At 40.8% G+C, this 25,813-nt stretch carries 24 protein-coding genes; 9 read left to right on the top strand and 15 right to left on the bottom strand.

Annotation, left to right across the window (positions count from 1 at the left end; translation table 11 throughout):
- Positions 1-6 precede the first annotated feature (6 nt).
- Together ACFG4S_RS21605 and ACFG4S_RS21610 are read right to left on the bottom strand one after the other, a co-directional pair.
- Positions 7-777: a peptidylprolyl isomerase gene (locus ACFG4S_RS21605; protein WP_392531059.1), complete on the bottom strand. Its 771-nt coding sequence runs from the start codon at positions 775-777 to the stop codon at positions 7-9.
- A gap of 385 nt (positions 778-1,162) precedes the next feature.
- A complete protein-coding gene (locus ACFG4S_RS21610) occupies positions 1,163-1,537 on the bottom strand; it encodes a c-type cytochrome (RefSeq protein WP_392536048.1) in 375 nt (124 codons plus the stop codon).
- 209 nt (positions 1,538-1,746) lie between these two features.
- Between ACFG4S_RS21610 and petG the strand changes: the two genes are divergently transcribed.
- Entirely contained in the window at positions 1,747-1,860 is a 114-nt protein-coding gene (gene petG / locus ACFG4S_RS21615; RefSeq protein ID WP_063721252.1) for a cytochrome b6-f complex subunit V, read from the top strand.
- 170 nt (positions 1,861-2,030) lie between these two features.
- Here petG and rsmD read toward each other — a convergent pair whose 3' ends face one another.
- Both rsmD and hisH read right to left on the bottom strand, forming a co-directional pair.
- Positions 2,031-2,618, bottom strand: coding sequence for a 16S rRNA (guanine(966)-N(2))-methyltransferase RsmD (gene rsmD / locus ACFG4S_RS21620; RefSeq protein ID WP_392531060.1), 588 nt, complete (start codon positions 2,616-2,618; stop codon positions 2,031-2,033).
- 67 nt (positions 2,619-2,685) lie between these two features.
- The gene (hisH, locus tag ACFG4S_RS21625) at positions 2,686-3,321 is read right to left on the bottom strand and encodes an imidazole glycerol phosphate synthase subunit HisH (protein ID WP_392531061.1); all 636 of its coding nucleotides are present in this window, start codon (positions 3,319-3,321) and stop codon (positions 2,686-2,688) included.
- Positions 3,322-3,397: 76 nt separating this feature from the next.
- Here hisH and ACFG4S_RS21630 point away from each other — a divergent pair, with 76 nt between their 5' ends.
- The 3 genes from ACFG4S_RS21630 (at position 3,398) to ACFG4S_RS21640 (ending at position 5,909) form a co-directional block, all read left to right on the top strand.
- The gene (locus tag ACFG4S_RS21630; RefSeq protein WP_392531062.1) at positions 3,398-3,910 is read left to right on the top strand and encodes a peptidase C15; all 513 of its coding nucleotides are present in this window, start codon (positions 3,398-3,400) and stop codon (positions 3,908-3,910) included.
- A gap of 40 nt (positions 3,911-3,950) precedes the next feature.
- Positions 3,951-5,318 (top strand): DUF3370 domain-containing protein, encoded by a 1,368-nt coding sequence (locus ACFG4S_RS21635; protein ID WP_392536049.1) that lies wholly within the window; start codon positions 3,951-3,953, stop codon positions 5,316-5,318.
- Between the two features lie 240 nt (positions 5,319-5,558).
- Positions 5,559-5,909 (top strand): hypothetical protein, encoded by a 351-nt coding sequence (locus tag ACFG4S_RS21640; protein WP_392531063.1) that lies wholly within the window; start codon positions 5,559-5,561, stop codon positions 5,907-5,909.
- A gap of 211 nt (positions 5,910-6,120) precedes the next feature.
- On the opposite strand, the gene ACFG4S_RS21645 is transcribed toward ACFG4S_RS21640, so the two are convergent.
- From ACFG4S_RS21645 to ACFG4S_RS21680, 8 genes are all read right to left on the bottom strand, one after another.
- Complete coding sequence (locus ACFG4S_RS21645; protein WP_392531064.1) at positions 6,121-7,455, bottom strand: hypothetical protein; 1,335 nt, start codon at positions 7,453-7,455, stop codon at positions 6,121-6,123.
- 524 nt (positions 7,456-7,979) lie between these two features.
- Positions 7,980-9,524, bottom strand: coding sequence for a serine hydrolase (locus tag ACFG4S_RS21650; RefSeq protein ID WP_392531065.1), 1,545 nt, complete (start codon positions 9,522-9,524; stop codon positions 7,980-7,982).
- 174 nt (positions 9,525-9,698) lie between these two features.
- Positions 9,699-10,439 carry an RNA methyltransferase gene (locus ACFG4S_RS21655; RefSeq protein WP_392531066.1) on the bottom strand — a complete coding sequence of 247 codons (741 nt, stop codon included), beginning with the start codon at positions 10,437-10,439 and terminating at the stop codon, positions 9,699-9,701.
- Positions 10,440-10,554: 115 nt separating this feature from the next.
- Positions 10,555-10,872, bottom strand: a complete 318-nt coding sequence (locus ACFG4S_RS21660; RefSeq protein WP_392531067.1) for a XisI protein — start codon at positions 10,870-10,872, stop codon at positions 10,555-10,557.
- Positions 10,860-11,276, bottom strand: a complete 417-nt coding sequence (locus ACFG4S_RS21665; RefSeq protein WP_392531068.1) for a XisH family protein — start codon at positions 11,274-11,276, stop codon at positions 10,860-10,862. Before ACFG4S_RS21665 ends, ACFG4S_RS21660 begins: the two co-directional genes overlap by 13 nt.
- A 101-nt stretch (positions 11,277-11,377) precedes the next feature.
- The gene (locus tag ACFG4S_RS21670) at positions 11,378-11,596 is read right to left on the bottom strand and encodes a bluetail domain-containing putative surface protein (RefSeq protein WP_392536050.1); all 219 of its coding nucleotides are present in this window, start codon (positions 11,594-11,596) and stop codon (positions 11,378-11,380) included.
- Between the two features lie 515 nt (positions 11,597-12,111).
- Positions 12,112-17,010 (bottom strand): PAS domain-containing protein, encoded by a 4,899-nt coding sequence (locus tag ACFG4S_RS21675; RefSeq protein ID WP_392531069.1) that lies wholly within the window; start codon positions 17,008-17,010, stop codon positions 12,112-12,114.
- A gap of 88 nt (positions 17,011-17,098) precedes the next feature.
- Entirely contained in the window at positions 17,099-17,305 is a 207-nt protein-coding gene (locus tag ACFG4S_RS21680) for a hypothetical protein (protein ID WP_392531070.1), read from the bottom strand.
- Positions 17,306-17,487: 182 nt separating this feature from the next.
- On the opposite strand from ACFG4S_RS21680, the gene ACFG4S_RS21685 reads away from it, so the two are divergent.
- From ACFG4S_RS21685 to ACFG4S_RS21695, 3 genes are all read left to right on the top strand, one after another.
- Positions 17,488-17,631, top strand: coding sequence for a penicillin acylase family protein (locus tag ACFG4S_RS21685; RefSeq protein WP_392531071.1), 144 nt, complete (start codon positions 17,488-17,490; stop codon positions 17,629-17,631).
- Positions 17,632-17,913: 282 nt separating this feature from the next.
- Positions 17,914-18,357, top strand: coding sequence for a hypothetical protein (locus ACFG4S_RS21690; protein ID WP_392531072.1), 444 nt, complete (start codon positions 17,914-17,916; stop codon positions 18,355-18,357).
- Positions 18,358-19,265: 908 nt separating this feature from the next.
- Entirely contained in the window at positions 19,266-20,618 is a 1,353-nt protein-coding gene (locus ACFG4S_RS21695) for a cytochrome P450 (protein ID WP_392531073.1), read from the top strand.
- 346 nt (positions 20,619-20,964) lie between these two features.
- Here ACFG4S_RS21695 and ACFG4S_RS21700 read toward each other — a convergent pair whose 3' ends face one another.
- The 3 genes from ACFG4S_RS21700 to ACFG4S_RS21710 all read right to left on the bottom strand — a co-directional run bounded on the left by ACFG4S_RS21700 (position 20,965) and on the right by ACFG4S_RS21710 (position 23,089).
- Complete coding sequence (locus ACFG4S_RS21700; protein ID WP_392531074.1) at positions 20,965-21,474, bottom strand: hypothetical protein; 510 nt, start codon at positions 21,472-21,474, stop codon at positions 20,965-20,967.
- Between the two features lie 85 nt (positions 21,475-21,559).
- Positions 21,560-22,036 carry a hypothetical protein gene (locus ACFG4S_RS21705; protein ID WP_392531075.1) on the bottom strand — a complete coding sequence of 159 codons (477 nt, stop codon included), beginning with the start codon at positions 22,034-22,036 and terminating at the stop codon, positions 21,560-21,562.
- A 585-nt stretch (positions 22,037-22,621) separates the two neighbouring features.
- Entirely contained in the window at positions 22,622-23,089 is a 468-nt protein-coding gene (locus ACFG4S_RS21710) for a hypothetical protein (RefSeq protein WP_392531076.1), read from the bottom strand.
- 562 nt (positions 23,090-23,651) lie between these two features.
- Between ACFG4S_RS21710 and ACFG4S_RS21715 the strand changes: the two genes are divergently transcribed.
- Positions 23,652-24,401, top strand: coding sequence for an SDR family oxidoreductase (locus tag ACFG4S_RS21715; RefSeq protein ID WP_392531077.1), 750 nt, complete (start codon positions 23,652-23,654; stop codon positions 24,399-24,401).
- Positions 24,402-24,523: 122 nt separating this feature from the next.
- The gene (locus tag ACFG4S_RS21720) at positions 24,524-25,804 is read left to right on the top strand and encodes a condensation domain-containing protein (RefSeq protein WP_392531078.1); all 1,281 of its coding nucleotides are present in this window, start codon (positions 24,524-24,526) and stop codon (positions 25,802-25,804) included.
- The last annotated feature ends 9 nt before the right edge of the window (positions 25,805-25,813 follow it).

Here is a 25,813-nt window from a genome sequence, read left to right on the forward strand (position 1 = left end):
AACTTCCTATGCCTCTTTTGCAGCTTGTTCTCTTCGTGCAGACATGATTTGTTTTTGCTGTTCTTGTAACCAAGTTTCAAATAATTCATTTAGTAAACGCACTTTCATAAATTCATCCAATTGTGCGGGGATAAATTTTTCTAGACGCAAAATCACAAACCATTCAGCAATGCGTGTAGGGGGCAATATTTGACCTGGCTGACTGCTAGAGAGCATTTGTACCATCACTGGATGTAGTGCATTCAGTTCAACTGGACCTACTAAACCACCAGTTTGGGCTTCTGGTCCAAGTGAATATTCCCGTGCTAAGTCAGCAAAAGAGTTTTCTTTTGCCTGAATCCGAAAGTAAAGTTCTTGGGCAATTCCTACATCCTGAGTTCGTAGTAGAGAATAAATTACTTTGTCAAGTTTCGTCTTGGACTGAAAAAAGTAAGATTCGAGTTTATTACCCCAAGTGGCTTGCTTGAATTTTTCAATTTTCAGTTTTCGAGTGGTGATAGCTTCTAGTTGTTCAGAAGTCAAACCTTGATGTGTCATCCAAGCTTGGATGTCTTCTTCATTTTTGAACTGTTTTTCAGCATAAAACTGCTGTTTAGCTTGGGCTACTTCTTCAGGTGTACACTCTATTGCTACGTTAGAGGAGTGTGAGTTTTGACCGATCGCTTCATCGATGATCAATTCTCGCTGCAATTGTGGCAGCATTTGGTAACTTGCCAGTAAAGAAATCAGTTCACTCGCTGTGATTGTACGATTACCGATTTGGATCGTTTCAGTCATTAGCTTTGGGGCATCTTAAGAATATCTGGTTTGTCAAAGAAGAGATAACGTAGCCGATTCAGTGGGGACTTTTGCCTGAGTTCCACTGAGTTAGGTACGTTAGGCTTACTTTTGGAATAATTAAATAGTAATTTGCTGACACACTTTAAAATATACAATTTATATGAGTTTTTATCAAAGATTCTACGTAAAAACCAGCAGAGATGAAAAACTCTATCCCCTTGTAGGTGGAGTTTTTGGGAATGGGGTATGGGGCAATACGGTTCAGTTAAGGATTTCTTCCTTCTCTTTGCGCCATTATGTGATGAAAGGTCAATAGGTTTAAAACCCTTACCAATGAACAATGACGGACTTTGCTAGTTAACTTTAAATTTCGCCGACTTACTTATAAGGACTCTAAATAGCTCAAAAGGTCTGCCATTTCTTGGGCACTAGGCTGGAACTTTGGCATTGGCGGCGTTTCCCCACTGATGACTTGATGAATCAGTCCATACTGAGACTTGTGCTTTGAGACAGCTTGTAAACTGGGTCCCACTCGCCCATCTGCTTCTAAGCCATGACAACCAGCACAATTAATTTGAAAAATAGCATGTCCTTGAATTGGGTTTCCTGTTAAGGATAAAACACTCTTAACATAGGGATCAGAGGCTTGAACCAAGTGAACACCAAAAAAGCCCAAAGGGACTGCTAGTAGGATGGTCAGCGTCAATAAAACGATGCGCTGAATCAAAATTTCAGTTTTGCTAATCTGGTTATCCAAAAGGTTTGCGATGAAGTCTAGGTGGGCTAAAAAGTTTTCATTTCCTACACATAGCTTAAAAGTTCTTGATTGTGTCTGCAAGCACAGAAGACTATTTTCTTGTAGGCAGTTGTCCTTCAATAATGCTGTAGGGCGCAGGATTCATACCGAATTTGGTAAAATCAAAAACAGGAAACCAATATTTAATAATTGCAAAGAGGAGATTTCCCGTGGTTGAACCCCTGCTGTCAGGTATTGTCCTTGGTCTAGTTTTCGTCACACTCGCGGGACTGTTTTACGCTGCCTACAAGCAATACAAGCGCCCCAACCAGCTTGGAGGGTGAGAGAGTGCTTGGTGAGTGCTGTTAGCGGATAGCTAAGGTTTAGCCCGTGCTGAGTTAGGAGTCAATACGGTTCGGATAAGCATTTTTCACAATCGAGTGTGGTCTGGGGAAAGGATGTATTCAAAATATGAGTCCCTTTAACCTTTCCCCTTTAACCGAACCGTATTGAGTTAGGAGTTAGAATTTTCCTCTGCTCCCTCATCTCCTGCTCTTTGACTCCCAATTCGACAAAAAGTAAGTGATGTATTGCCGTAAACTTTCTTGCGGCAAATTTCCCAATGGGGAACCTCTGGTAATGTCCAACCTTGTGAAGCGTGTTCAACTGCGATTTCGCCACTAGGATCTAAAAGTTGATAGTGAGCGATCGCTTCTACAACTGACTGATATAATCCACTCGCATAAGGTGGATCGAAGTAAATTCTGTCAAATTGGCTGCCTGATAAGGTCTTTAACTGCCCAATTATATCTCCCCGCAATACCCGAAATTCTTGCTCGGTATTACCTACCTGCTGCCAATTTTGCTCAATTGTGGCACAGGCTCGGCTTGATTTTTCAATTCCTACTACTAAGCTGGCTCCTCTACACAAAGCCTCTGCGCCCATTGAACCAGTACCAGCGCATAAATCTAGCCAGTGGCAACCTGCAATTTTTCCTTGCCAAATATTAAAGACTGCCTCCCTTACCCTAGCACTAGTAGGTCTAGTCTCTTTCCCTGGTAAAGTTTTTAGCTGTCGATTCCCGTAAATTCTCAGACTCATTGGTCATTAGTCATTAGTCATTAGTCATTGGTCACTTGTTTTGTTAATTAACAAAGGACAAAAATAATTATGCAGGAATTTTTTCCCGTACTTGGGCAACAAAATTAGACAGGATTTGCAAGCCAATATTAGAAGATTTTTCGGGGTGAAATTGCACTGCCATCAGGTTTTCGTGGGCGATCGCAGCTGTGACAGTTTGAGTACCATGAGTGATGGTTGCTGCACGAATTTCCTCTTCTATTGGGTCAACATAAAAAGAATGGACAAAATACACCCAAGGATTAGAGGGTAAATGCTCCCATAAAAGACTTTTTGGCTGGGTCACTTCCAGCTGATTCCAACCCATGTGAGGAATAGTAATGTCTGGTTCGGGACGAAATCGGCGTACTTTTCCTTTAATAATTCCCAGTCCTGGTTCGATGCCTTCTGCACTTGATTCAAAGAGAATTTGCAATCCCAAACAGATGCCTAAGAAAGGTTTGCCAGAGGCGATCGCTTCTTTAATCGGTTGTTCTAAACCACGCGATCGTAGTTGTTGTACTGCGGGATCAAATGCTCCCACTCCCGGCAAAACTATCGCATCTGCCCGCTCTAATTCCTTTGCGGAATAAGTAACATTCGGAGTTGCCCCAGCTTTTTCTAAGCCTTTGCAGACTGAGTGCAAATTTCCCATCTCGTAATCTACGACCGCAATCACTGGCATTTACCTGCTCCTTGTAAAATTATTATGGAGGGTTTTTCTATTCTAAATAATATTCCTATTCTAAATAATATTTGTTATGAATAAAAGAATTCTATTAACTTCTTTTGCCACTTGGCTGAGCGATCAACAGTCAAATTCTTCTGATGATTTATTAGTACAAGTTACAAAAGTTGAGTTGATACCCCATGATTTAACTTTTTTACGCCAGTTACCGGTAGATGTCCAACTGGCAAGTTCTCAGGTAATTGAAAAAATCAATGCTATCCAACCTGATTACATCATCTGTTGTGGCATGGCTGCAAGTCGCACGAGATTAAGTCTGGAGTTAGCTGCTAGCTCTGGAGAAAGTGTTTTGCAGACAGAAGTTGATTTGGAAAAATTAGTCGCGGGAGCAGCGGCAATTGACATTAGCCATGATTGCGGTAAATTTGTTTGCGAAGGACTTTACTATTCAGTATTGGACTACTTAAGTCAAAGCCAACTTGCGGCGCGTTGTATATTTGTCCACGTTCCCCTTCTGAATGCAGAAAATTTAAGCGGCATTCTGACCGATTTCGTATTAATTATTAACAAACTGGCACTTTCATAAACTTGTTAGTGTCTCTATGTTCAAAGTAATACCTAAGTATATGTTGCCATTTTTACTAAGTTTTCTGATAGCCCAATCTAGTCCCACTACAGCACCGTCTGAAGAAGTGTTGCAATCGCAAGAAGTGCGTCCTTTACCAGGTCAGTTGGATACAGTGCCAACATTTAATAGCAATAGTCCAGAATTAATTTTAAAGGAAGGAATTTTACTCTCGACTTTTCCACCAAATGGAAAAAAAGTACCAACAGCACATCTGAATTTTCCCTTTCGAGGACGATTTGATATTTTTGCTCACCATGTTGCCAAAGCTGAACCACCAGAAAATTTACGTTCTCTTTACTTGGGGATAATTTTGCATAACCCTGGTTCGGAATTGGTGAAAGTAGATATTTGGCAAGCGGCGAGTTATTTGAGTCAACCTGATGCACCATTTATTCAGTTACCATCCTTTAGCCAAAATCCTTTAGGGAAAATTTTTGCCGGGCCTGGCGATCGCGTGATGACTGATATATTAAGAGGACAACGACAAGGAATTTTCCCTGACCAAATTGAAATTCCACCAGGCGAAAGTCGGATGTTACTAAATTTACCAATTCCAGTGCAGGGATTGACACCACTTTTAAATGGTCGGTCTACTTTGATACGTCTGCAAAGTAGTGGCATTGTCTATGCAGCTAGCCTGGCGATGTTTGCGCGGGTGAATCCTGATGGTAGTGAGCGATCGCCTAATCTCCAAGAATGGGAAAATATACTAGATAATGGTGATTTAGCTAGCCCACGGGATAAAACCCCCACTCCCTTAGAAGAAACTGGTAAGCCAAGAATTTATGGACGTGTAGCCGGAGTAGTTCGTGGTTCTCGGTGGAGAGCTTTATTAGTAGATAATCCCAAATCCAGGTATCTAACTATTCCTCAGCCTGGCCAAATGTTTTCCTATGCTCTGAGTACCTTGCATGGTGGTACCTTAGGAACTGGTCAAATTCAAAGTGCTACTATGCTGGTGCGCTATCCTGACACTGCATATCGCGCTCATGGCAACTATGGAATTCAATATAGTTTGAAGTTACCACTATATAACAATACTCAAAGTCCTCAGACTGTTAGTGTATCGATGCAAACACCACTAAAAGAGGATCGGTTAGTTCAACCGGGGTTACGCTTTTTGAACATACCAGCCCGTGAGGTATTTTTTCGAGGGACAGTGCGGGTACGTTACAGAGATGAGCAAAATCAGCCAAAAACAGAGTTTATCCACTTGGTACAGAAGCGAGGTCAAGCAGGAGAACCTTTAGTTTCATTAAACATGAAAGCTGGCGATCGCTCTTTAGTAGAAATAGACTTTCTTTATCCCCCAGATGCGACACCACCGCAAGTATTAACAGTGTCAACTCAGGCGGAAAGTCGGTAATAAATAATAGGTTCTCTAGAGAATATTATGTCTACTCTAACTGAAGCTTTAGACCGGATATTCAATTGTCTACAACAAAACAGCTCTAAAGCTATTTCATATTTACAACCAGGGCTTACCTATACCGAAATCGAAGAACTTGCGAAAAAAAATTCAGTCTTGTTACCAAAATAAGTTTATGAATTATATCAATGGAGAAATGGTTCTAATTCAGATGTACTAACATGTATTTTTGATAACATGGAACTACTACCTCTACAAAAGGCATTAAATGTCTACAAGGTAACAAGACAGAGTGAGCCTTATTTCTTTCCTTTGTTCTTTTCTGAAGGAAACCTCAAATATGGTGAAATAGTTCTTAAAGACAATTTAGAAAGTTGTTCGATAATTTTTAGTGATGCTAAGGAATACGATCTAGTTGAACCAGGATATACTAGTCTCACTATTATGATGCTAACAATAGCAGAATGTTATGAAAATGCTGCTTATGAACTAATTTATGATGATAGTTCAAATGATTTTATTATTGACAAAAAAAAGATTAATCAAATTTATCGTAAATATAATAGCTTTAATACCAATTTTTTATGAAGCTGCATATAATTCGATCCCCCCTAGCCCCCCTTAAGAAGGGGGGAACCAGAAAAACATCTATTAAAGTCCCCCTTTTTAAGGGGGATTTAGGGGGATCAAGATATTGACACCAATAAGGACATGAGCGCCTTTGGCTATGGGCGCTCATCTTGCTCATCCCACAAGATGGAATAATTTATTTGTTGGAAATTCCTTATATATCTATCTGCTAACTTCTTTGAAAACCCTTTGCCGGCTTTTGTTGTCCCTTACTCTTAGGCTTAGATTTGTTCACTTCTCCTAAAGCTTCTTGAAATAAATTGTGCAGATGTATAGGTACACTAGCAATTTCTGGTAACTCTGGCTCAATAGGTTTGTGGAATTCTTGCAAAAGTGCATCTAAGTCACTTTCAACCCGAAATTCTGGACGTTGCAGATATGTTTGTAACACATTTTCTAATTGAGTTGGATACTGTTGGGCTAAGCGATGCCAAACAAAGGCATTAATACTTTTGTCTTCGAGGTAGTAGCGAATTAGTTTTTCAGCACCTTCAACACTTTGCCAATCTGATGCTGATAAAATTGTTTGTATCTTGCTATATGTTGGTAAAAACATTTGCCCCCAACGGGGATGAGAAAGAGCCGTTACCTGTTCTGCTTTTTTGAGTTCAGGAGGTAAATCAACCTTTGGCATCACCATTTTAGTATTGCCACTTTTGTTGTTAAATATCTGAGAAACAGCGTTAGAGTCGGCACCCAATTCTTCTGCTGCGGCTTTGATTTCCTCATCTTTAATTCCAGCTTCTTCTGCCACTTCCGCTAGAGATTTAGAAGGATCAATTCCGGCTGCTGCTAAGGTTTTTTCCGTAATTAATTCTTGGAATTCGCCGATTTTTTTATTTAGCTGGTAACCAGGTAAAGTAATTTCATCAGTACCAAAAAATTCTAGAAACTGTTGATGATATTGTCCTACTGATTGCCAAGCTTCCTCTAGCAATTCTGGAGCATCGCTATAAAGATTACTTTTATAGTTTTCTTTGAAATTCCCAATAGCAACAGCCAGTTTTGGTTTGCCCAAGTTACCCATAACTGTGTAAGGGCCAGAGAACATCCAATAGCTATCGGTAACAGGAGAAATGCGAGTTAGTAAAATTTCTCCAACTCTTAGCCGAGATATTGCCTGCAATGTTTGAGTATTGTTTGGTTTGACAATGTAGTGTTTATCTGTCAACCAGTTGATCAATTCAAAGCCATCAGGTAGGATGTTGCTAATGGCAAATAAGCCAATAAAACTACGATGCCAACTATTGATTAAGTTGCGATCGCCCTCGTCTAAATCTGGATGAGTTTCGATAAATAACTCTAATGGTGAGCGATCGCTAACTTTGCCTTCTGTGAGAAAGCGATCGATAATTAAGTCCTGCTGTGTACTATCCCCACTTCCACGCCGTAACTGTGCAGCTGCATAGGTTTCCAGTGCTTGTGCGAGTTCGCCTTCTGCATCCAGGACAAAATCAACTAAGGCTTGTTTTAATTGGTGCGATCGTTCTAATATGACATCCACAAGTTAATCTCTCGGTGCAACAGATGTAGATTATAGCTTTTAAAAGGATTAGAACATCTAGCAAGAGCTAGATTTTTGAAGATCAAACTTAGCAAATTTAGGCCTAAGAATTCTACAAAATTATTCATTGCCAAATGAATGTATTCAATTGTACAGCTGTATGGCAGAGAGGCATTAGGATTAAAACCGTTACTCTCGATAGGGTGAGGATTGCAGGCAATCAGTTCTAGTTCGCCGCTCATTTTTTATATACTTTTGATATATTCATTTAAAATTCACCATATTTCATACCGTTAGCCTCAATATAACGTCGCATAAATTGTTTCCAATAGTAATTGATAATTCCTAATTATATTTTCAATAAAAATTTAAAACCCACCTGAAACTTGACTATCATCATTAGGTAGAGGAATTTTTAATTACGAATTACGAACTTGTCCTGAGCGTCTTGCCCTGAGTTTCGACTACGCTAAACTACCGCGAAGCCTAAGGGAGCCGAAGTATTACGAATTAGGAATTACGAATTATCTTGGTGGGTAATACTGGGGATTCATAACTGGAGATGAATAACTATTTGTCGGCACAGGACTGATAATCGGAGGCTGATAACCAGTCATAGGTACAGTGCTGGTCGTACCGTTGGGTAAAACAGGACTGATAATCGGGGATTGATAACCGTTAGCAGGTATAGTGCTTGTAGTATTGTTGGGTGTAACCGCATTTTGGCTAAACTCTTGGTAAGCAGCACGAGAAATTGAGCTAATCAGTTTTTCGGCGCGAGGGTCATTATTGGGGCGTTGTACCATCACAGAAGCTATGTAACGCTTGCCAGTTGGAACAATAATTAAACCTGCATCTGCCAACATTGTGCCAATATCACCCGTTTTGTGATATACTCTCGCGCCTGTTCCCAAGCCCGATGGTAGCAGTGAGTCTCTCTGGGTACGGCGCAAAATATCCAGCATGAGATCCCGTGATGGCATACTGACTAAATTTCCCTGACTGACAATTGCCATCAAATTCCCTAGTTCTTTGGGACTAGTGGTGTTTGTCCCTTCCAAATCGGGTAATTTATTGCGAATAGTTGTAGTTGTCAATCCCCAACTACGGAAACGCTGGTTTAAAGCGTCTATCCCTCCCAGTCTGGCAATTAACATATTTGTGGCTGTGTTGTCGCTAATTGTAATCATTTGAGTGACAACTTCTAGAGCCGCGTACTGGGTTCCAGCTGCTTTGTATTGCAGATTTCCCGAACCACCTGCCATCATATCCTGCTGCATAGTCAGCATTTCATCTAAGCGAATTTTCCCAGCGTCTACATCCTGGAAAAAAGCAATCAGAATCGGCACTTTGATGGTGCTAGCCGCTGGAAAACTGGTAGAGGCATTGATATCTACATAATTACCAGTATCCAAATCTACTAAGAAAACTCCCGGCGTTAAATTTGGGTTAGTGGTCGCCAAATTTTGCACCGCATTTTTCAAAGGGAGAATTTCTTGGGATAGGTATAGGTTTGAAGATGTAACTGGGGGAGCTTGGGTAGGTTGCGGCTGCGATCGCCCTACATTAGTATTAGTAGGTTGAAGCGGTGTATTTGTGGTGATACGATTAGCCGGATCTAAGATTGATAGCAAAGTGCCCACAATTGCACCCATACCAACACCGACAATTAACAACCGCAAAACGTACAATATGGTTTTGGCCATTGGCTTTAACCGAGTCTTCCGCGATGAACGTCTGCCGATTTTTGGCTTTTCCATCCGCACTGTTTGAACTGTTCCAGTGCGGCGTTGCAAGGGAGGAATTTTTCCCTTGACAGTGGGTATTGGTTTTACTGCCACTGGCATAACTAACCCCGATTTTACCCTACGTGTACCACCAGGGATTGGGGCAGGACTGATTTGATTTTTTGAGCGTGTTAGCGCTCCTGCTGGTGCATTTGTAGCTTGTTGCTGGCTGTTAACTTTAACTTTCTTCTTGACCACTTTTTGAACTGGTTGTGCCCTCTGGCGGCGATTTAAGGGTTGACGCCGCGAGAAAGCTGTTAGTTCGTCACTTGACTCTGACACAATTACTCCTTGTGACCCACTGGACTGTTTTCTTGCAGACTCCTGACCCAAAACTTAATCTTTAAGCAATATTAATACTCAAATTCCACTTTGCCACTAAGTAGCATTTTTGTGTTTAGTTTAAGCGATATTAAATATTTTGGGGGGATGATTGCGTATATATTAAACGAATAATTACAAGTTTTCACCATCCCTCTGAGTTTTCAGCGCCCATTCTACCTGCTGCAAAATCCCTCGCAGCATGGCTACCTCACCAGTTTTCAGGTGAGCGCGATTATATAGTTGGCGAAATTTTCCCATGCGACTAGCTGCGGTATGCGGATAGATATAACCAATCTTCAGTAATACTGATTCTAATTGCTGGTAGTATCCTTCTACAACATCTAAGGATGCAAGTTCAGTTTGGGGTAATTTCTGAGTAGCAGCTAACTCTATACATTGTGACAATTCATAACAGCAGATTGCCACGGCAGTAGCCAAATTGAGGGCGACATAATCTGGATTTGTGGGAATACCAACAAACCGCTGAGCATAATTTAATTCCTCATTGCTTAATCCCCGGTCTTCTCTACCAAAAATCAATGCTGCGGGTTTTTCTGGTTCCTCCACTAACCAGGGTAGTGCCGTGCGGGGCGTTTCTAAAGGTGTTTCCCAACTGCGAACGCGACCGGTTGTAGCGATCGCTCTGACACATCCATGCAATGCTTCTGGTAAGGTTGGCACTATTACCGCAGATTCTAAAATTTCTTGACCATGAACAGCCATCATCAAAGCTTCCGTCGATAGCGGATCGCATTGGGGGTTGACTAATACTAAATTATCTAGCCCAAAATTTTTCATTACCCTGGCGATCGCCCCAATATTTATCGGCCCAGCTGGCTCTACCAACACAATTCTTAATCCAGCCAAGCTCATTTTTTGCCTCCCGCGATCGTACTTAATATTATTTTAGATTTTAGATTTTAGATTTTAGATTAGCAAAGGGTTACTGGCGATCGCTTTCAAGACTGTATCTGTGGCAATTATTATTTCAATTTTTGGCAGCTAGAAGTTTACGGACGCTCGGAGAACGAAAACCAAGAATAATATCTTTGCGATCAACCCCACGCTGAATTAGTTCTTGATCGATGAAAATTTCAGTGCTGTTGTGTTGAATCCAAATTTTCCCCTCGATAATATCTAGCTGCATCGCACATCCGTAAATGCGGTATTCATTTCGCCATTCGTTGTGCATGACTAAATAGCGATCGCGCACCGGATCAAAAACTAACTGTGCTTGCACATCGTTAGTAGCAAATTCTTCTAAAAAATCACATACAATTCGGCGGTATTCCTCTATTCGATCCATTGTTCTATGACCTCCCGAACAGGATGATAATTAATTAGTCTCACCTTGTATTTTTCAATGACTGTTTTTGCTGGTTCAAAGCGGAGAAAGGTTTGATAAGTATCTGTGGGTACAGCGAGATATAGAATGCGTTCTGGCTCATCGGAAACTTCTAGAGCAGCTTGATAGTTGAGGAACTGACCCAACGCTGTATGAAACTCCGAAATCGTCGATCCACCAGCAAAGCTTTTTACTTCTACTGCTATTTTACGTCCTTCTTTCTCGGCTGCCAACGCAGGTTCTGCGGCTAGATCAATATAGATATCGACAAGACCGTAGCGCAATTGGTAAGGGTCATGGGTGATCGTCCAACCGTCTTTTTGCAGCGCAGTTTTAACGGCGTTGTGAAAAATATCTTTGGCCATACTGAACTATCGCTGCTTGCTAATTGTTGTAGATGACTAAAATAGATGGAACTACCTTTTAGATTATCTCACTCACACCAACCTTCCAACTTCCGCCTCCCTCATAGGGCAAAGTAGTTGTTTGTAGTTAACGAACCAGTCGCTAGTGTGCCAGTCATACCTGTAACGTTAATCAAGAGGTCACTGGTAGCATTAAAGGCAGCAGTACTATTATTGACTGATAGGTAAATTCCTCCATTCCCACCAAAGAATACAGCTTGTTTAGCAGCTAATGGCTGTGTTCCAGCCAGATTAGGATTGACATGTGCATAAGCAGCGATCGCCTACTTGTGCTACTTGTTGAGATAATTCCTCTGATACTTCTACAGTAATTCTCGGCATGATATGCTTTCCCATTGAAAATTGACTATTACTAAATGATATAGCTCGAAACCCTAGCGTTCTCTCCCGCATTTATTGGACTAGCTGGTTCTACCAAAACAACTCTTAATCCAGCCAAGCTTATTTTTATCCTGTTCCCTAGATTAATTTTTGCAGGTCAATGCATCAAAGGTACAGGTCAATGCAACAAAAGTATAGGTCGATACAATAAAGGTGTCGGTCGATGCAACAAAGGTGCAGGTTGATGCAACAAAGGTGCAGGTTGATGCAACAAAGGTGTAGGTCAATGCAACAAAGGTGCAGGTCGATGCAACAAAGGTGCTGATTAAGAGAATTGTGCGTACACCATAGCTTTACTAACTAGAGATACAAAAATATCCCACTGTTCACGGTCAACAGTCAACAGTCAACAGTCAACAACTTCAAGCGCTTGTTTTTATTTCTTGAAGTTCCCTTAAACTGAATCATTTTGGGGTAGTTGAGTATGTGCGAGTTCCACCACAGTTTGAACTAACTCTTCTGGATCGAGGGGCTTGGTAACGTGCCGTTGATAGCCGCTGGTTATGGTTTGCTGGCGATCGCTAACTCTAGCATAGGCAGTTAAAGCGATCGCTGGAATCTCTCCGCCTTTTTCTGGGGGTAAAGCTCGGATCTGTTGAATGAGGGTATAGCCATCGACTTCCGGCATCCCAATATCACTGACTAAGACATCGGGTTGGAAGGACTCCAGGTTTGCCAATACTTCTGCCGCAGAGGTAACAGTTAAGACTTCAGCTCCGTATTCAGTAAGTAATACTGTTAATAGCTCACGGGCATCAGGGTCATCATCAACGGCGAGGACTCGAATTCCCGTCAGTTCGAGTGCTAGTTGTGGCAACTCATTTGTCTGCTCGATTTGGGGTGCAATATTCAGTAGTGGCAACTGGACTGTAAAGGTGGCTCCCAAGCCAACACCTGGACTGTCAGCAGTGATGGTGCCGCCGTGAGCCTCAACCAATTGCCGGACGATCGCTAACCCCAATCCTAATCCCCCATACTTGCGAGTAATTGAGACATCTTCCTGACGGAATGACTCAAAAATATACGGGAGAAACTCATGGTTAATCCCTTTGCCAGTGTCACTGACGATAATCTGGGCTTGATCGTTGACTCGCTCTAGTCGAATTTCTATCCGTCCGCCTTTAGGAGTAAACTTGATGGCGTTAGAAAGTAAGTTCCAAACGATTTGTTGCAGACGGTTAGAATCTCCAGAAACTTGCCCAATATTCGGCAGTAGCGGATGCAACAGAATTGATTTGGAAAGGGCTGCTGTACTTACCGTGTCGATGGCAGATTCAATCACAGATGCCAAATTCACAGGAGCAGCTTCGATGCTGAGTTTGCCGCGCAGAATCTTGGCTATATCGAGCAAGTCATCAATTAGTTGAGTTTGCAGTTTAGCGTTGCGTTCGATGGTGGCTAGGGCTTCAGCCGTTTTGGTTTCATTAAATTTGCGGGTTTGCAGTAGTTTTGTCCAGCCGAGAATGGGGTTCAGAGGCGATCGCAATTCATGGGAAAGAACGGCGAGAAACTCATCTTTGATCCGATTGGCGCGTTCGGCTTCGGCTCTGGCTGCTTGCTCTTGGGCAAGTAGGCGATTGCGTTCGACTTCCAGTTGCTTTTGATTGTGAATATCTGTGCAGGTGCCAAACCATTTCACTACCTGTCCATATTGGTCTTTTAGCGGCAGTCCCAGTACCAAATGCCAACGGTAGCTGCGATCGGAAGCTCTTTTAAAGCGGTATTCGTGGCGATAGCTACTGCGACGATCCACGGCATTATTCCACACAGATTGAGTGGCTTGCATATCGTCTGGGTGAACGGCTGATAACCAACCATGCCCTAAAGTCTCTTCAAAGGTCAATCCCGTATATTCACACAATCGTTGATTCGCGTAATCGCACGAACCACTGGCATCGCAAGTCCAAACAAGTTGCGGAATCGCCTCTGCTAGGTAGCGGTAGCGTTCTTCACTTTGCCGTAACTCCTCTTCTACCTGTTTGCGATCGGTGATATCTTGCACGTTGCCCAGCATCCGTACTGCATTGCCCGCAGCATCATAAAAAACCTTAGCTCTAGCTGCTAACCAGCGAATGCCATCAGGATGTAGAATGCGGTAATCAGTTTCATAGTACTCTTGCTTTTGCTGGATGGTACAACTCACTATTTCATTGGCATAGGTGCGATCGTCTGGGTGTAAGCGGCTTAACCACTCTTCATAGCTGACTTTCTGTGTGCTTGGGTCAAACCCGAATAGATTGCAGTATTCTTCAGAGACATGAGCTATGTTGTGGGTAATGTCCCAATCCCATACTCCCGATCGCGTAGCTTTGTACGCCAGTTTCAACCGGGCTTCGCTTTCTTGCAATAGGAGTTCTGTCTTTTTGCGCTCGGTGATGTCTCGTGAAATCAATAAGATTCGTTCCAGCTGCCCGGAAGCATCCAGAATAGGGCTAACAACTACTTCCCACCATTTGGGAGTGCCTTTTACAGTTGGGCAGTATCCGCGAAAAATTCTGATTTCACCTGTTTTAGCGGCAGCGAGTGCCTCTTGTGCCTGTTGCCGATAGCTGCCTTCCCAGAAGCAGAGCCATTCAGTATTGAGATGGGAATTTAAGTCGTCAATTTCCATTAAGCAAAGCCCGCCTGTATTCATATACAGCAGCCGCCCTTCGAGGCTTAATACTTTGATGCAGTCAGAACTACTATCTAAAATACGGTTCTTAAATTCTTCACTCTGGCGCAGGGCTTCTTCGGTTTGTTGGCGAACGGTGATATCTCGCCAAGTGGCAACAAATCCATCTCCAAATTTAGCTACGCGGATATCAAAGGCTCTAATTAAGCGTTGTTCCCCGTACTTATCTTCATAAACTAAACTGTCTTTAATCAACGGTTGTCCTGTTTCTACTACCTGGCAATATTCATCAAACAATCCACTTTCACGATGCCCTGGTAGTAATTCACACAATCCCCGCCCAATCTGCTGCTCATAAGTCATTTGATTGTTGAGACAAGCCGCATTATTGACATATTCAGTCACAAAATCGACAATCTGCCCCTGCTCATTCCGCACAGTGCGATATACGCCAAAGCAGTCCAGCATATTTTCAACTGAGGTGCGGAAGCGTTCTTCACTGTCTCGCAAAGCAAGCTCTGCCTGTTTGCGATCTGTGACATCATGATGGATGCCTGCCATTCGCAGGGGATTGCCCTGTTGATCGCGCGAAACTACTTTTCCGTGGTTGGCAATCCATTTCCATTCCCCAGACTTGGTTAACATCTGATATTCAAATGTGTAAGACACCGAATCGTCCTGAAGATGGGCATTCAACCGTTCCATCACCCAAACTTTATCGTCAGGATGAATTAGTCGCTCCCAACTGCTAAAATCATCCGGTAACTCTCCTTTTTCATATCCCAGCATTTCCAGCCATCTGGAACTTAAATAATCTTCATTAGTAATAATGTTCCAATCCCATAGACCGCCACCAGAACCTTCCAGTGCCATTTGCAGGCGTTCTTCACTGTCTCGCAGCGTTTGCTCTGCCTGTTTGCGATCGCTGATGTCTTCGGCAATCCCGGCAAACCGATAAATTTCTCCTGTTTCATCTCGCAGGGGAAAGCAGCGATCGTGAACCCAGCGAATACTACCATCGGGTAAAATAATCCGATATTCTTCATTAAATTGACCGGCGACAGCTTTTTCATGAAACGCTCTGTCTGTCGCTTCTCGATCCTCTGGGTGAATACGATCGACCCATGCTTGTTGTCCTTCATACAATTCTTGCGGGTTCAATCCCCACAGGCGTTGATATGCAGAACTGACATAGCTGACTCGATTTTCCAACACTTCTTTGATCCAGAACACCGCGTCAATATTTTCTGCGAGTTGGCGAAAACGTTCCTCACTCTCACGCAGAGTTTCAGCCGATCGTTTGCGTTCGGTGATATCTAGATCGATACCCGCCATCTGCATCGGTTGTCCGTGTTGATCGTAAAATACCTTGCCCTGGCTTAGTGCCCACCGAATCGTACCGTTGGGATATACTACCCGAAATTCAATGTCATAGTCTTCTCCAGTGGCGACAGCACGATCGACGGCTGCCAGCACCCGATCGCGATCGTCAGGGTGGACTCGCGCGGCAAACATCTGAAATGAACCGTCAAATTCTCCTGGTTGTAGTCCAAATAAGGCTTCCAGATTATCCGACCAGGAAATTTTTCCCGTCTGGATGTTCCAGTTCCACGTTCCCATCCGAGAGGCTGACAGTGCCAATCGCAGCCATTTTTCGCTCTCCCGTAATTCTGCTTCTACTCGTCTGCGATCGGTTAGTTCATTCTGTGCCAGCTGATAGAGTTCTGCCTGTCGAATTGCAATGCCAACTTGAATCGCCAGTTCTTTGAGCAAGTCAATTTCTAAGGGTTGCCACCTTCGAGGGGTTGCACAGTTATGAGCAATTAGCAATCCCCAAAATTGGTTATCGGAAATAATCGGCACCACCAGATTAGCTTTTACTTGAAACTGAGCTAACAATTCAACGTGGCAGGGATCAATACTGCTATTGTGAATATCAAATATTGCCGTTACGTAACCCTGACGATAGCGTTGGATATAATTCTCGACAAAGGCGGGATCGTAGTTTATTCCTGGTCGATTCCATGCAAGGTAGTTCTCTGCGAGGCAGGGATCGTACATAGTTTGGGAGAGCAGCGATCGCCAGTGTGCCCCAACTGATTCTGCTATTACTGTGCCATCCCCGTCAGGTTTTAACTGAAAAACCAGGACGCGATCGGTGTGAAGAAACTGCCGTACTTCCGCTACGGTTGTCTGAAGAATTTTATGTAGCTCCAGGGATTGGTAAATTTGTTGGGTAATGTGGGCGACTACGCGCTCTCGTTCAATACGCTGTTGCAGTTGGTTGCGTAACCGGACTGTTTCAATTGCCGTATTTACAGCTATTTGCAGCCCTTCTGGGGTAATTTGCCCTTTGACAAGATAATCTTGTGCGCCCGCTTTGATCGCCTGAACTGCGATCGCCTCATTGCCCTGCCCGGTAATAACAATCACAGGTAAGCACGGCTGAGAGGGTTGCAATTCAGCCAGAAATTCCAGTCCGTCCATATCGGGGAGTCGATAATCAATCAATACAACATCAGGCTGATGTTGCTGCCAAAGTTCTAGCCCTTCCTCTCCCAGACTTGCTTCCAGGATAGTATAGGAATATTCGCGATCGCGCTGCAAATATCGCCGATAGAGTTCTCGATCTTCTGGGGAATCATCGACAATTAGGAGGCTGCGCTGTTGGTGAGACATCGTGAATTAAGCGGATAGAGTTAAAGCCCACATTCCGCAGGTTATCATAGAGAAATAAGTGTTTTTTAAAAAGTGCTGAAATCCTCATCTACATAAAGATTTTACCATAGCCATATTTTATTCCTCTGAGAAATGCGTGAAATGCGATCGCTGTACCGAACACAACGACTATGAACAAAGCGATCTCTACTGTAATATCAACGTGGTAACATCGCGTTATTTCACTCAACAATGCCACGGCAAGCCCAAATAAAAAGCTCTCGGAAACCAGCGTTTCCGAAAATTGTCCAAACAACTTTGATTGCGCTGTTAGTCCTGGGGATATTATTAATGGGACTTGCCACTCACATTGTGCGCCAATCCTTTCCCCAAGAGAGTGGCACAATTCAACTACCTGGATTGAAAGCCGAAGTAACTATCTAGCGGGACAAATGGGGAATTCCCCACATTTGGGCTGCCAATTCCCACGATTTATTTATGGCACAAGGTTACATTCACGCCCAAGACCGTTTTTGGCAAATGGATTTTTGGCGACACATCGGTTCTGGGCAACTTTCAGAAATGTTTGGTTCCTCTCAGGTTGAGGCTGACAAATATCTGCGGACAATGGGTTCAAATTGAATACCACCCCATGCTTTGGGAACAAAAAAATGTTACTACAACATTGAAGTTAATTCCCAAATTGGCAGAGAAAGGGTAAAGCAACTATAACAATTGTATATTTATTTAAGTGAAATTACATACACATTTTCAGAAAAATAATGTATAAAGTAGCAGGGATATAAAAGTCAGAAGCAGAAATAGAGTTTCCTGAGATTGATTCTGAATTCTGACTCCTGAATTCTGTTCAATAAATTTCCTTAGCCCATACTTTGCAAAACATAGTCGGAGATCATAAAATCTATGCAAAGCTTATTGAAACAAAGTTTTATACTTGCAGCAACAACTGCGATCGCCTTATTATTTGCAGGTTGCGGAGAAAGTAAAGTTGCCCAATGTAACAAAATCATCAAGGTTGCCAATGAGGCAGCTACTTTAGGTCAGGAATTCGGTAAAAATCCTAACCCAGCAAAAGGTTCTAAAGCTTTAACAGAACTTGCTGCTAAGATAGATCCACTCGCCAAAGAAATGAAAGCACTAGAAATTAAGGATGAAAAATTGCAAGGTTTCCAGGGACGCTTTCTTACACTTTATGAGAACATCAGCAAGGAATTGAATAATGCAGCAGGAGCTATAGATAAAAAGAATCTACCAGCAGCAAAGAATTTTTTGGCATCTCTGCAAAAAAGTAGCGCCGAAGAAAGTTCAATAGTCAAGGATATTAATAGTTACTGCTCTGGAAAATAATCAACTCTGACCCAAATCATTATAACTAAAGATACCCGTTAAAATAATTCGTAATTTAATTAGTTGGGGTCTATACCCCAACTAATTGAAAATTTAGTTGTTTTTCAAAAAATAGCAACCTTTAAAGATTAGATAATCTTCTGTTAAAATCGATCAAATATCCTAGTACTTAGTTGAGACTAGGAGGTTAAAAAAACGCGTTAAGTGATGTAAAAATAATTGCCTTTAATTAAATGCCGAGATCTAAAGGAAAATAGTAGCTTTATTATGACATTTGACGGCATAAACATACTGAATTACAGTCTTAGCTATGGCGCTAATATTGTGATAATGCCGCGCTTCAACCTAGAGACATTTCTACAAATGGAAGGTTATTTGAATAATCCAGAAGCAACTGCTAACAACCAAGCCAGGACATTACATTTCAACTTTTGCTGTTTTTGAATCACCTAACTATGCAGGAAATTTAGTTACAGAATCGGATCAACTAGTTCAGAGTTAAGGAATAAAACTTGCTTACTCCCAGAGAATTTTGTAAAGTTTTGACTTGGTGATGCTATAGAGTTAATTGAGAATTTACCAGGAGCATGGGATTTTATCTTGCTTGATATATGGAAAAATTCTTGCATTCCTTGCTTTGAGCGTTTTTATGCAAAGTTCGCTCCTAGGGCGATTGTTGTTGCAGATAATATTACTTATCCTCCCTATTTTCGCCTAATTAATTAGGAAGCATTATCAATAATATGTCCGCAGCAAACCAGACTTAAATCAATTCAAATCGATATCGATCAAGGTCGGAAGTTAACGGAAAAAGCAATCTAATTACCTATACTTGCATTAGCTCTTTATGAGCTAATCACATAAAAGCTCTGATACTTCTGGAGAATGTTTAAAATTATATAAAGATTATGAATCAAGATGTATTTAAATTACCTGGTCCAAGAGGAGCATCTGTAGTTGATACCCTGGCTACTTTGAACGAAGAGAAATTAGCCTTTTTAACAAAATGCTCTCGTGAATATGGGGATATTGTGCCGCTACAAATCGGTACACATTCATCTTTATTACTCAATTGTCCCGCCTATATCGACCAAGTATCAAAGGATCGGGCTTTGTTTATTAGAGGCCCTCATGTGCGTACTGCCTTACAAGGTCTACTTGGTGAAGGGATATTTATCAAGGAAGGAGAATCCTGGTTTCATCAACGACGCATTACTCAACCAGTTCTCTATCATAAGCGTATTACCAACTTTGGCGACACTATAGTAACCTATACTCAAGGCTTACTTGATACTTGGCAAGATGTCGAAATTCGCAATCTTCAGCCAGACATGATACACCTCACTTTGAACATTATTTGGAAAGTAATCTTCAATCAGGAGCTAAGGGAGAAAGAGGCTCAAGACATCGCTTACATTTTAGGTGTATCTACAAGATTGTTCGAGAACCCACCCCAAGAAGGAATTACTGAGCTAGAGGAGCAGTCAACAACGAATAACTTACGTTACGACCGTATTCTTCAAGAGATGGATCGATATATTTATTCCCTAATTCAGCGGCGCAGGGAAAGTGGTGAAGATCGAGGCGATCTACTCTCGATGCTGATGCAAGTTCGTGATGAAGATGATAATAGTCAAATGAATGATAAGCAACTTCGAGATGAGGTTGTGTCTTTACTCTTTGCAGGACAAGAAGCGGTAGCTGTGGTTTTATCTTGGGCTTTTCTGCTGATATCGCTACATCCAGAAGTACAAAGCAAGTTACTGACGGAGTTAAACGAGGTATTGGGTGGCCGATATCCTTCAGTTGTAGATTTACCCCATTTATGTTACACCGATTCGATAATTAAGGAGGCAATGCGGCTTTATCCACCGATCGCAGTTATGCCTCGTATAGCTACTCAAGATTACGAAATTGACGGTTACAAAGTACCGACAGGATGCACAGTTTTAATGAGTCCTTGGATAATGCATCGACATCCACGTTACTTTGAAGAGCCAGATATGTTTAATCCCCATCGCTGGGCTAATGGTTTGGAAAAGCAGTTGCCAAAAGGAGCTTATTTTCCATTTGGCAATGGCCCACGTATTTGTATCGGTAAGAATTTAGCACAAATGGAAATGGTATTGATTGTTGCAACTATTATTCAAAAGTACCATTTGAAACTAGTGTCCGATTTTAATATTGTACCGTGGGCAACCCTTACACTGCGCTCAAAACAAGGCGTTCCAATTCAGTTACATTTACGTGAAAGTATTTAAAAGTAAAAAATGCCATAAGGAAATAAATTTATGGCATTTTATTAGCTCGAAAAGCTTTCTCAAATCAATCTTGACTAGGCGTTAATTTGAGTTATTAACGTTATTAACTATACATATAGAAATCCGATTTGATTGGTGAAAAAATCTAAGTACACATCTATTCCCTGTTACCTTTGTCAGTAGCAAAACGTTCTATATCCCCCTAAATCCCCCTTTTTAAAGGGAATTTAGGGGATATAGAACGCACAGAATTCATGAAATGAAATCCTTGCTATTAAAGGATTCTTAAAGTGCTTAAAATCACAGCTAATAACTTTCCTTCAAACGGAAGTTAGAAAACCATGAATCAAAATCTATAACTACCGCTAACTTTTTCCCAGGAACCAGCAAAACTCGCACCAGCGTCTGTTTCTAGATACAAAACTTTTTCACCATGATCGACAATTATACCGAACCATCTGTCGTCTCTTCCAGCACCTGTAAGGAATACATCAACAGTACAATCACTATTTACCTTGTAAGTGCCAGTAAATTCATTTGTATATCGTGTAATTTGTCCGTTAATAGCTAAAACAGATTTAACTGATGCTATGTTGCCATTTCCATCAAATCTGCTTAGACCGAGGAAACTATTAACACTACTTCCATTTGCAAAGTTCACACCAGTAAAATTAGATGCGTAATTGCCTTGTATTGTTCTATTTGTGCAAGAGAATTTTTGCGGTTCATTTTCTGCCTTGACGGAGGTTGCTAGACTTACAGAACTTAAGGCAAAAACCGTTGTAAAAATAGCTGCGGTTACTCTACTTTTCAAAAACATATTTTTTGTCTTCTCTTCTCTATTTTGATAATTCATGAAATCCTTTCTATTAAAGGATTCTTAAAGTGCTTAAAATCACAGCTAATAACTTTCCTTCAAACGGAAGTTAGAAAACCATGAATCAAAATCTATAACTACCGCTAACTTTTTCATAGGAACCAGGAAAACTCGTACCAGAGTTCGTTCCTAGATACAAAACTTTTTCACCATGATTAACAATTATACCGAACCATCTCGTCTCTGGTATTCCACCACCTATATAGAATAGATCAACACTGCAATCACTATTTACCTTGTAAGTGCCAGTAAATTCATTTGTATATCGTGTAATTTGTCCGTTAATATTGAAAACAGCTTTAACTCCTGCTATGTTGCCATTTCCATCAAATCTGTTTAGACCGAGTATACTAACAACAGGATTTCCATTTGCAAAGAGCACACCAGTATACTGAGATGCGTAATTGCCTTCTAGTGTTCTATTTGTGCAAGAGAATTTTTGCGGTTCATTTTCTGCCTTGACGGAGGTTGCTAGACTTACAGAACTTAAGGCAAAAACGGTTGAAAAAATAGCTGCGGTTACTCTACTTTTCAAAAACATATTTTTTGTCTTCTCTTCTCTATTTTGATAGTTTTCGGAAAAAATAACTTGCTGATTACATCTAGATAATTTATAGGACTTCGTTACTCAAATCAATTAATAATAGACTAAATATAGGTTAAATATAGCGGGAGCATGCACTTGGAAAAAAATATTATATAGAACTCTTGTATATACTCTAAACGGCTAAAAAATAGACTTTTTTAAATGTCTAAAAATTGAGATTAAATCAGCTATCTAGCTTTTCTTGCTTTTGAGTCTTTGCAGTGATAATAGTGATAATATAGTTGGAGATTGCTGCTTTAAAATCAGTCAAATTAGCATATTATTTAGAGTATAAACATTCATTTCTAAATAAACTGCCAAAACTAGACAAAAGTCTCAAAGACGACCCCGTACACCAGATGGTAAATTTTGAAACGGATTATGGAGATTCACCATCTCCCTAAATCCCCTTTTTGAAAGGGAATTTAGGGGGATATAGAACGCACAGAATTCATGAAATCCTTTCTATTAAAGGATTCTTAAAGTGCTTAAAATTACAGCTAATAACTTTCCTTCAAACGGAAGTTAGAAAACCATGAATCAAAATCTATAACTACCGCTAACTTTTTCAAAGGAACCAGGAAGACTCGCACCAGCGTCTGTTCCTAGATACAAAACTTTTTCACCATGATTGACAATTATACCGAACCATCTCGATTGTATTCCCGCACCTGTAAAGAATAGATCGACAGTGCAATCACTATTTACCTTGTAAGTGCCAGTAAATTCATTTGTATATCGTGTAATTTGTCCGTTAATAGCTAAAACAGCTTTAACTGATGCTATGTTGCCATGTCCATCAAATCTGTCTAGAGCAAGTAAATTAATAACAGGACTTCCATTTGCAAAGTTCGTACCAGTATAATGAGATGCATAATTGCCTTGTATTGTTCTATTTGTGCAAGACAGTTTTTGCGGTCCATCTTCTGCCTTGACGGAGGTTGCTAGACTTACAGAACTTAAGGCAAAAACGGTTGTAAAAATAGCTGCGGTTACTCTACTTTTCAAAAACATATTTTTTGTCTTCTCTTCTCTATTTTGATAGTTTTCGGCAAAAAGAATTTGCTGATTACATCTACATAATTTACAAGACTTCCTTACTCAAATCAATTAATGATAGACTAAATATAGGTTAAATATAGCGGCAGCATCCCACTTTAGCAAAAATATATATTATTATATATAAATCTTGCATATACTCTAAACGGCTAAAAAATCGACTTTTTTTAAATGCCTAAAAATTGAGATTAAATCAGCTATCTAGATTTTCTTGCTTTTGAGTCTTTACAGTGACAATATAATTAGAGATTGCTGCTTTAAAATCAGTCAAATTAGCATATTATTTAGAGTATAAATATTCATTTCTAATAAACTGCCAAAACCGCTCAATTAAATTTAACTGTGGTCAATAAGAAGATAAATAACATAACTGTATCTCTAACTGTTTTGCATCGTCTTGTAACAGGTGATAGTTCTGGCACTTAGCATTATGTAGTACCAGGACAATGAGAATATTTAGACCAATATTTGCTAATTTAAATAGCAGTTCAGTAATCAAATAGGAGTCTATATGACAGGAAAATTAGTTAATAAAGTAGCAATTATTACAGGTGCATCATCTGGGATCGGTGAAGCAACTGCCATTGCACTAAGCATAGAAGGTGCAAAGGTTGTGATTACAGCTCGACGGAGCGATCGCTTAGAAGCCCTTGCTCAAAGGATTCGAGAAAAAGGTGGACAAGTATTACCCATTGTTGCAGACATTAGTGATGAGGCACAAGTTCAGCAGGTAATTGAGCAAACTCAAGCCCAATGGGGAACTGTAGATATTCTGATTAACAATGCTGGTGTGATGCTTCTGGGGCCAATTGAAGGAGCAGATACAGAAGACTGGCGGCGGATGTTTAACTTGAATGTTTTGGGATTATTATATGGCATTCACCGCGTCTTACCGATTATGAAAGCTCAAGGTAGCGGACATATTATTAATGTGTCCTCTGTTGCAGGACGTGTAATAAAAGGCGGTTTTGCTGTCTACTGTGCTACAAAATGGTCAGTCAATGTCATTTCTGAGGCTTTGCGCCAGGAAGTCTATAAAAACAATATACGTATCACCAGCATTGAACCAGGATTAGTGGAGACTGAACTTACAAACCATATTACAAATGCACAAGTAAAAGAGAACGCAGAGAATTACTATCAATCCATGAAAAATCTTAGTAGTGAAGATATTGCCAATACGATTATCTACGCACTAACACAACCAGCTCACGTTAATGTCAATGAAATTCTAATACGTCCAACAGAGCAAGGAGATTAACGAGTGTGGTCGGGCTTTTAACTCAAGGGTTTTGCTGACTTTTTACGCTAAGTCCTCAAACGTAGAAAGAAACAACTCGATCTTTAGTTTAGTATGATTTTTTGCGACTTTGTAAGTTTGGTATGTATCGACATCTTGGTATTGAAGAATACAAACTTTGGTTATATGACCAAGTAGCACCCATCCATTTTACTTTGACTGCAAGCATCATTGGAGAACTCCATATTGATCAATTACAACAGGCACTCATTAGAGTACAACAACGACATCCGTTACTGAATGTGCGGATTGTTAGCGATCGCTCTGGAAAGCCTTGGTTAGTTAAAGACTCTTCCAGCATTCCCTTGCGCGTGGTAAAACGACAGAGCGAGCAACAGTGGCACCAAGAGGTAGAACGAGAGCTTTCACATCCATTTGACTCGAATCAAGCACCCTTGATTCGAATGGTATTGGTTCATAGTAGGGATATCTCAGAACTAATTATCACTTGCCAGCACTCTGTTGCAGATGGAATGTCAACTGTATACCTAATCAGGGATATTTTACAAATTATTGGTATATCTGATAGTCAGCAACAAGTTCTACCAGAACGTCCACCTTATGAATATTTGACTCCTAATTTCACTCCAAAATTTCAAGCAAGCTCAAAGGAGAATTTAGCCAAATCACAATTAGAATTTGTAAATAACCTGGCATATCAAAAACCTACCTTACCAAAAAATTCTCACCCACGTTTGCTTTCATGGTCACTCTCAGCAGAAGAAACTACGGCACTAATTCATCGTTGCCAGCAAGAGCAAACTACAGTCCATACAGCCATCTGTGCGGCTTTTCTGTTAGCAATATCTCAAGAAAATAAAACTGACAGAAACAATGACTTTAAACAGCACTCCAAACTTAAGTGTTTTTCACCTATTAATATTCGTAGATTTATTACATCTAATATTCAAGAAGACTTTGGCTTATATTTAGCTGCAATTACTACAGAACACGACCTAAAACCCGATTTATATGTTTGGGATTTTGCACGTTCAATTAAATATCAACTTCATCAAAGAATGTTACCTGACCAAATTTTTGCACATCTTCCGCAGATTGAAGATTTTATTTGCACTTTTCCTAGTCCTAGCTCAGTAAAAGATTTATTTTGGAAAGTAAATAGTTACGACATAGGTGTTAGCAATCTTGGGCGCTTAAATATTCCATACCAGTATGGTCAACTTGAGCTTGCAGCTATTTATGGGCCAGCATTAACCACCCACTATACCAATGATCGATTCGTAGGTGTTGCTACCTTAAACAATAAAATGTTTTTTACCCTTGTCTACTCCGTGGCAGAGTTCTTACCAGCACAGATTCAACTGCTACAAAAAAAAGCATTACAACTACTGATGCAAGGTTAAACGCCTTGG

Source organism: Nostoc sp. C117 (assembly GCF_043099735.1).
Classification (GTDB): domain Bacteria; phylum Cyanobacteriota; class Cyanobacteriia; order Cyanobacteriales; family Nostocaceae; genus Nostoc.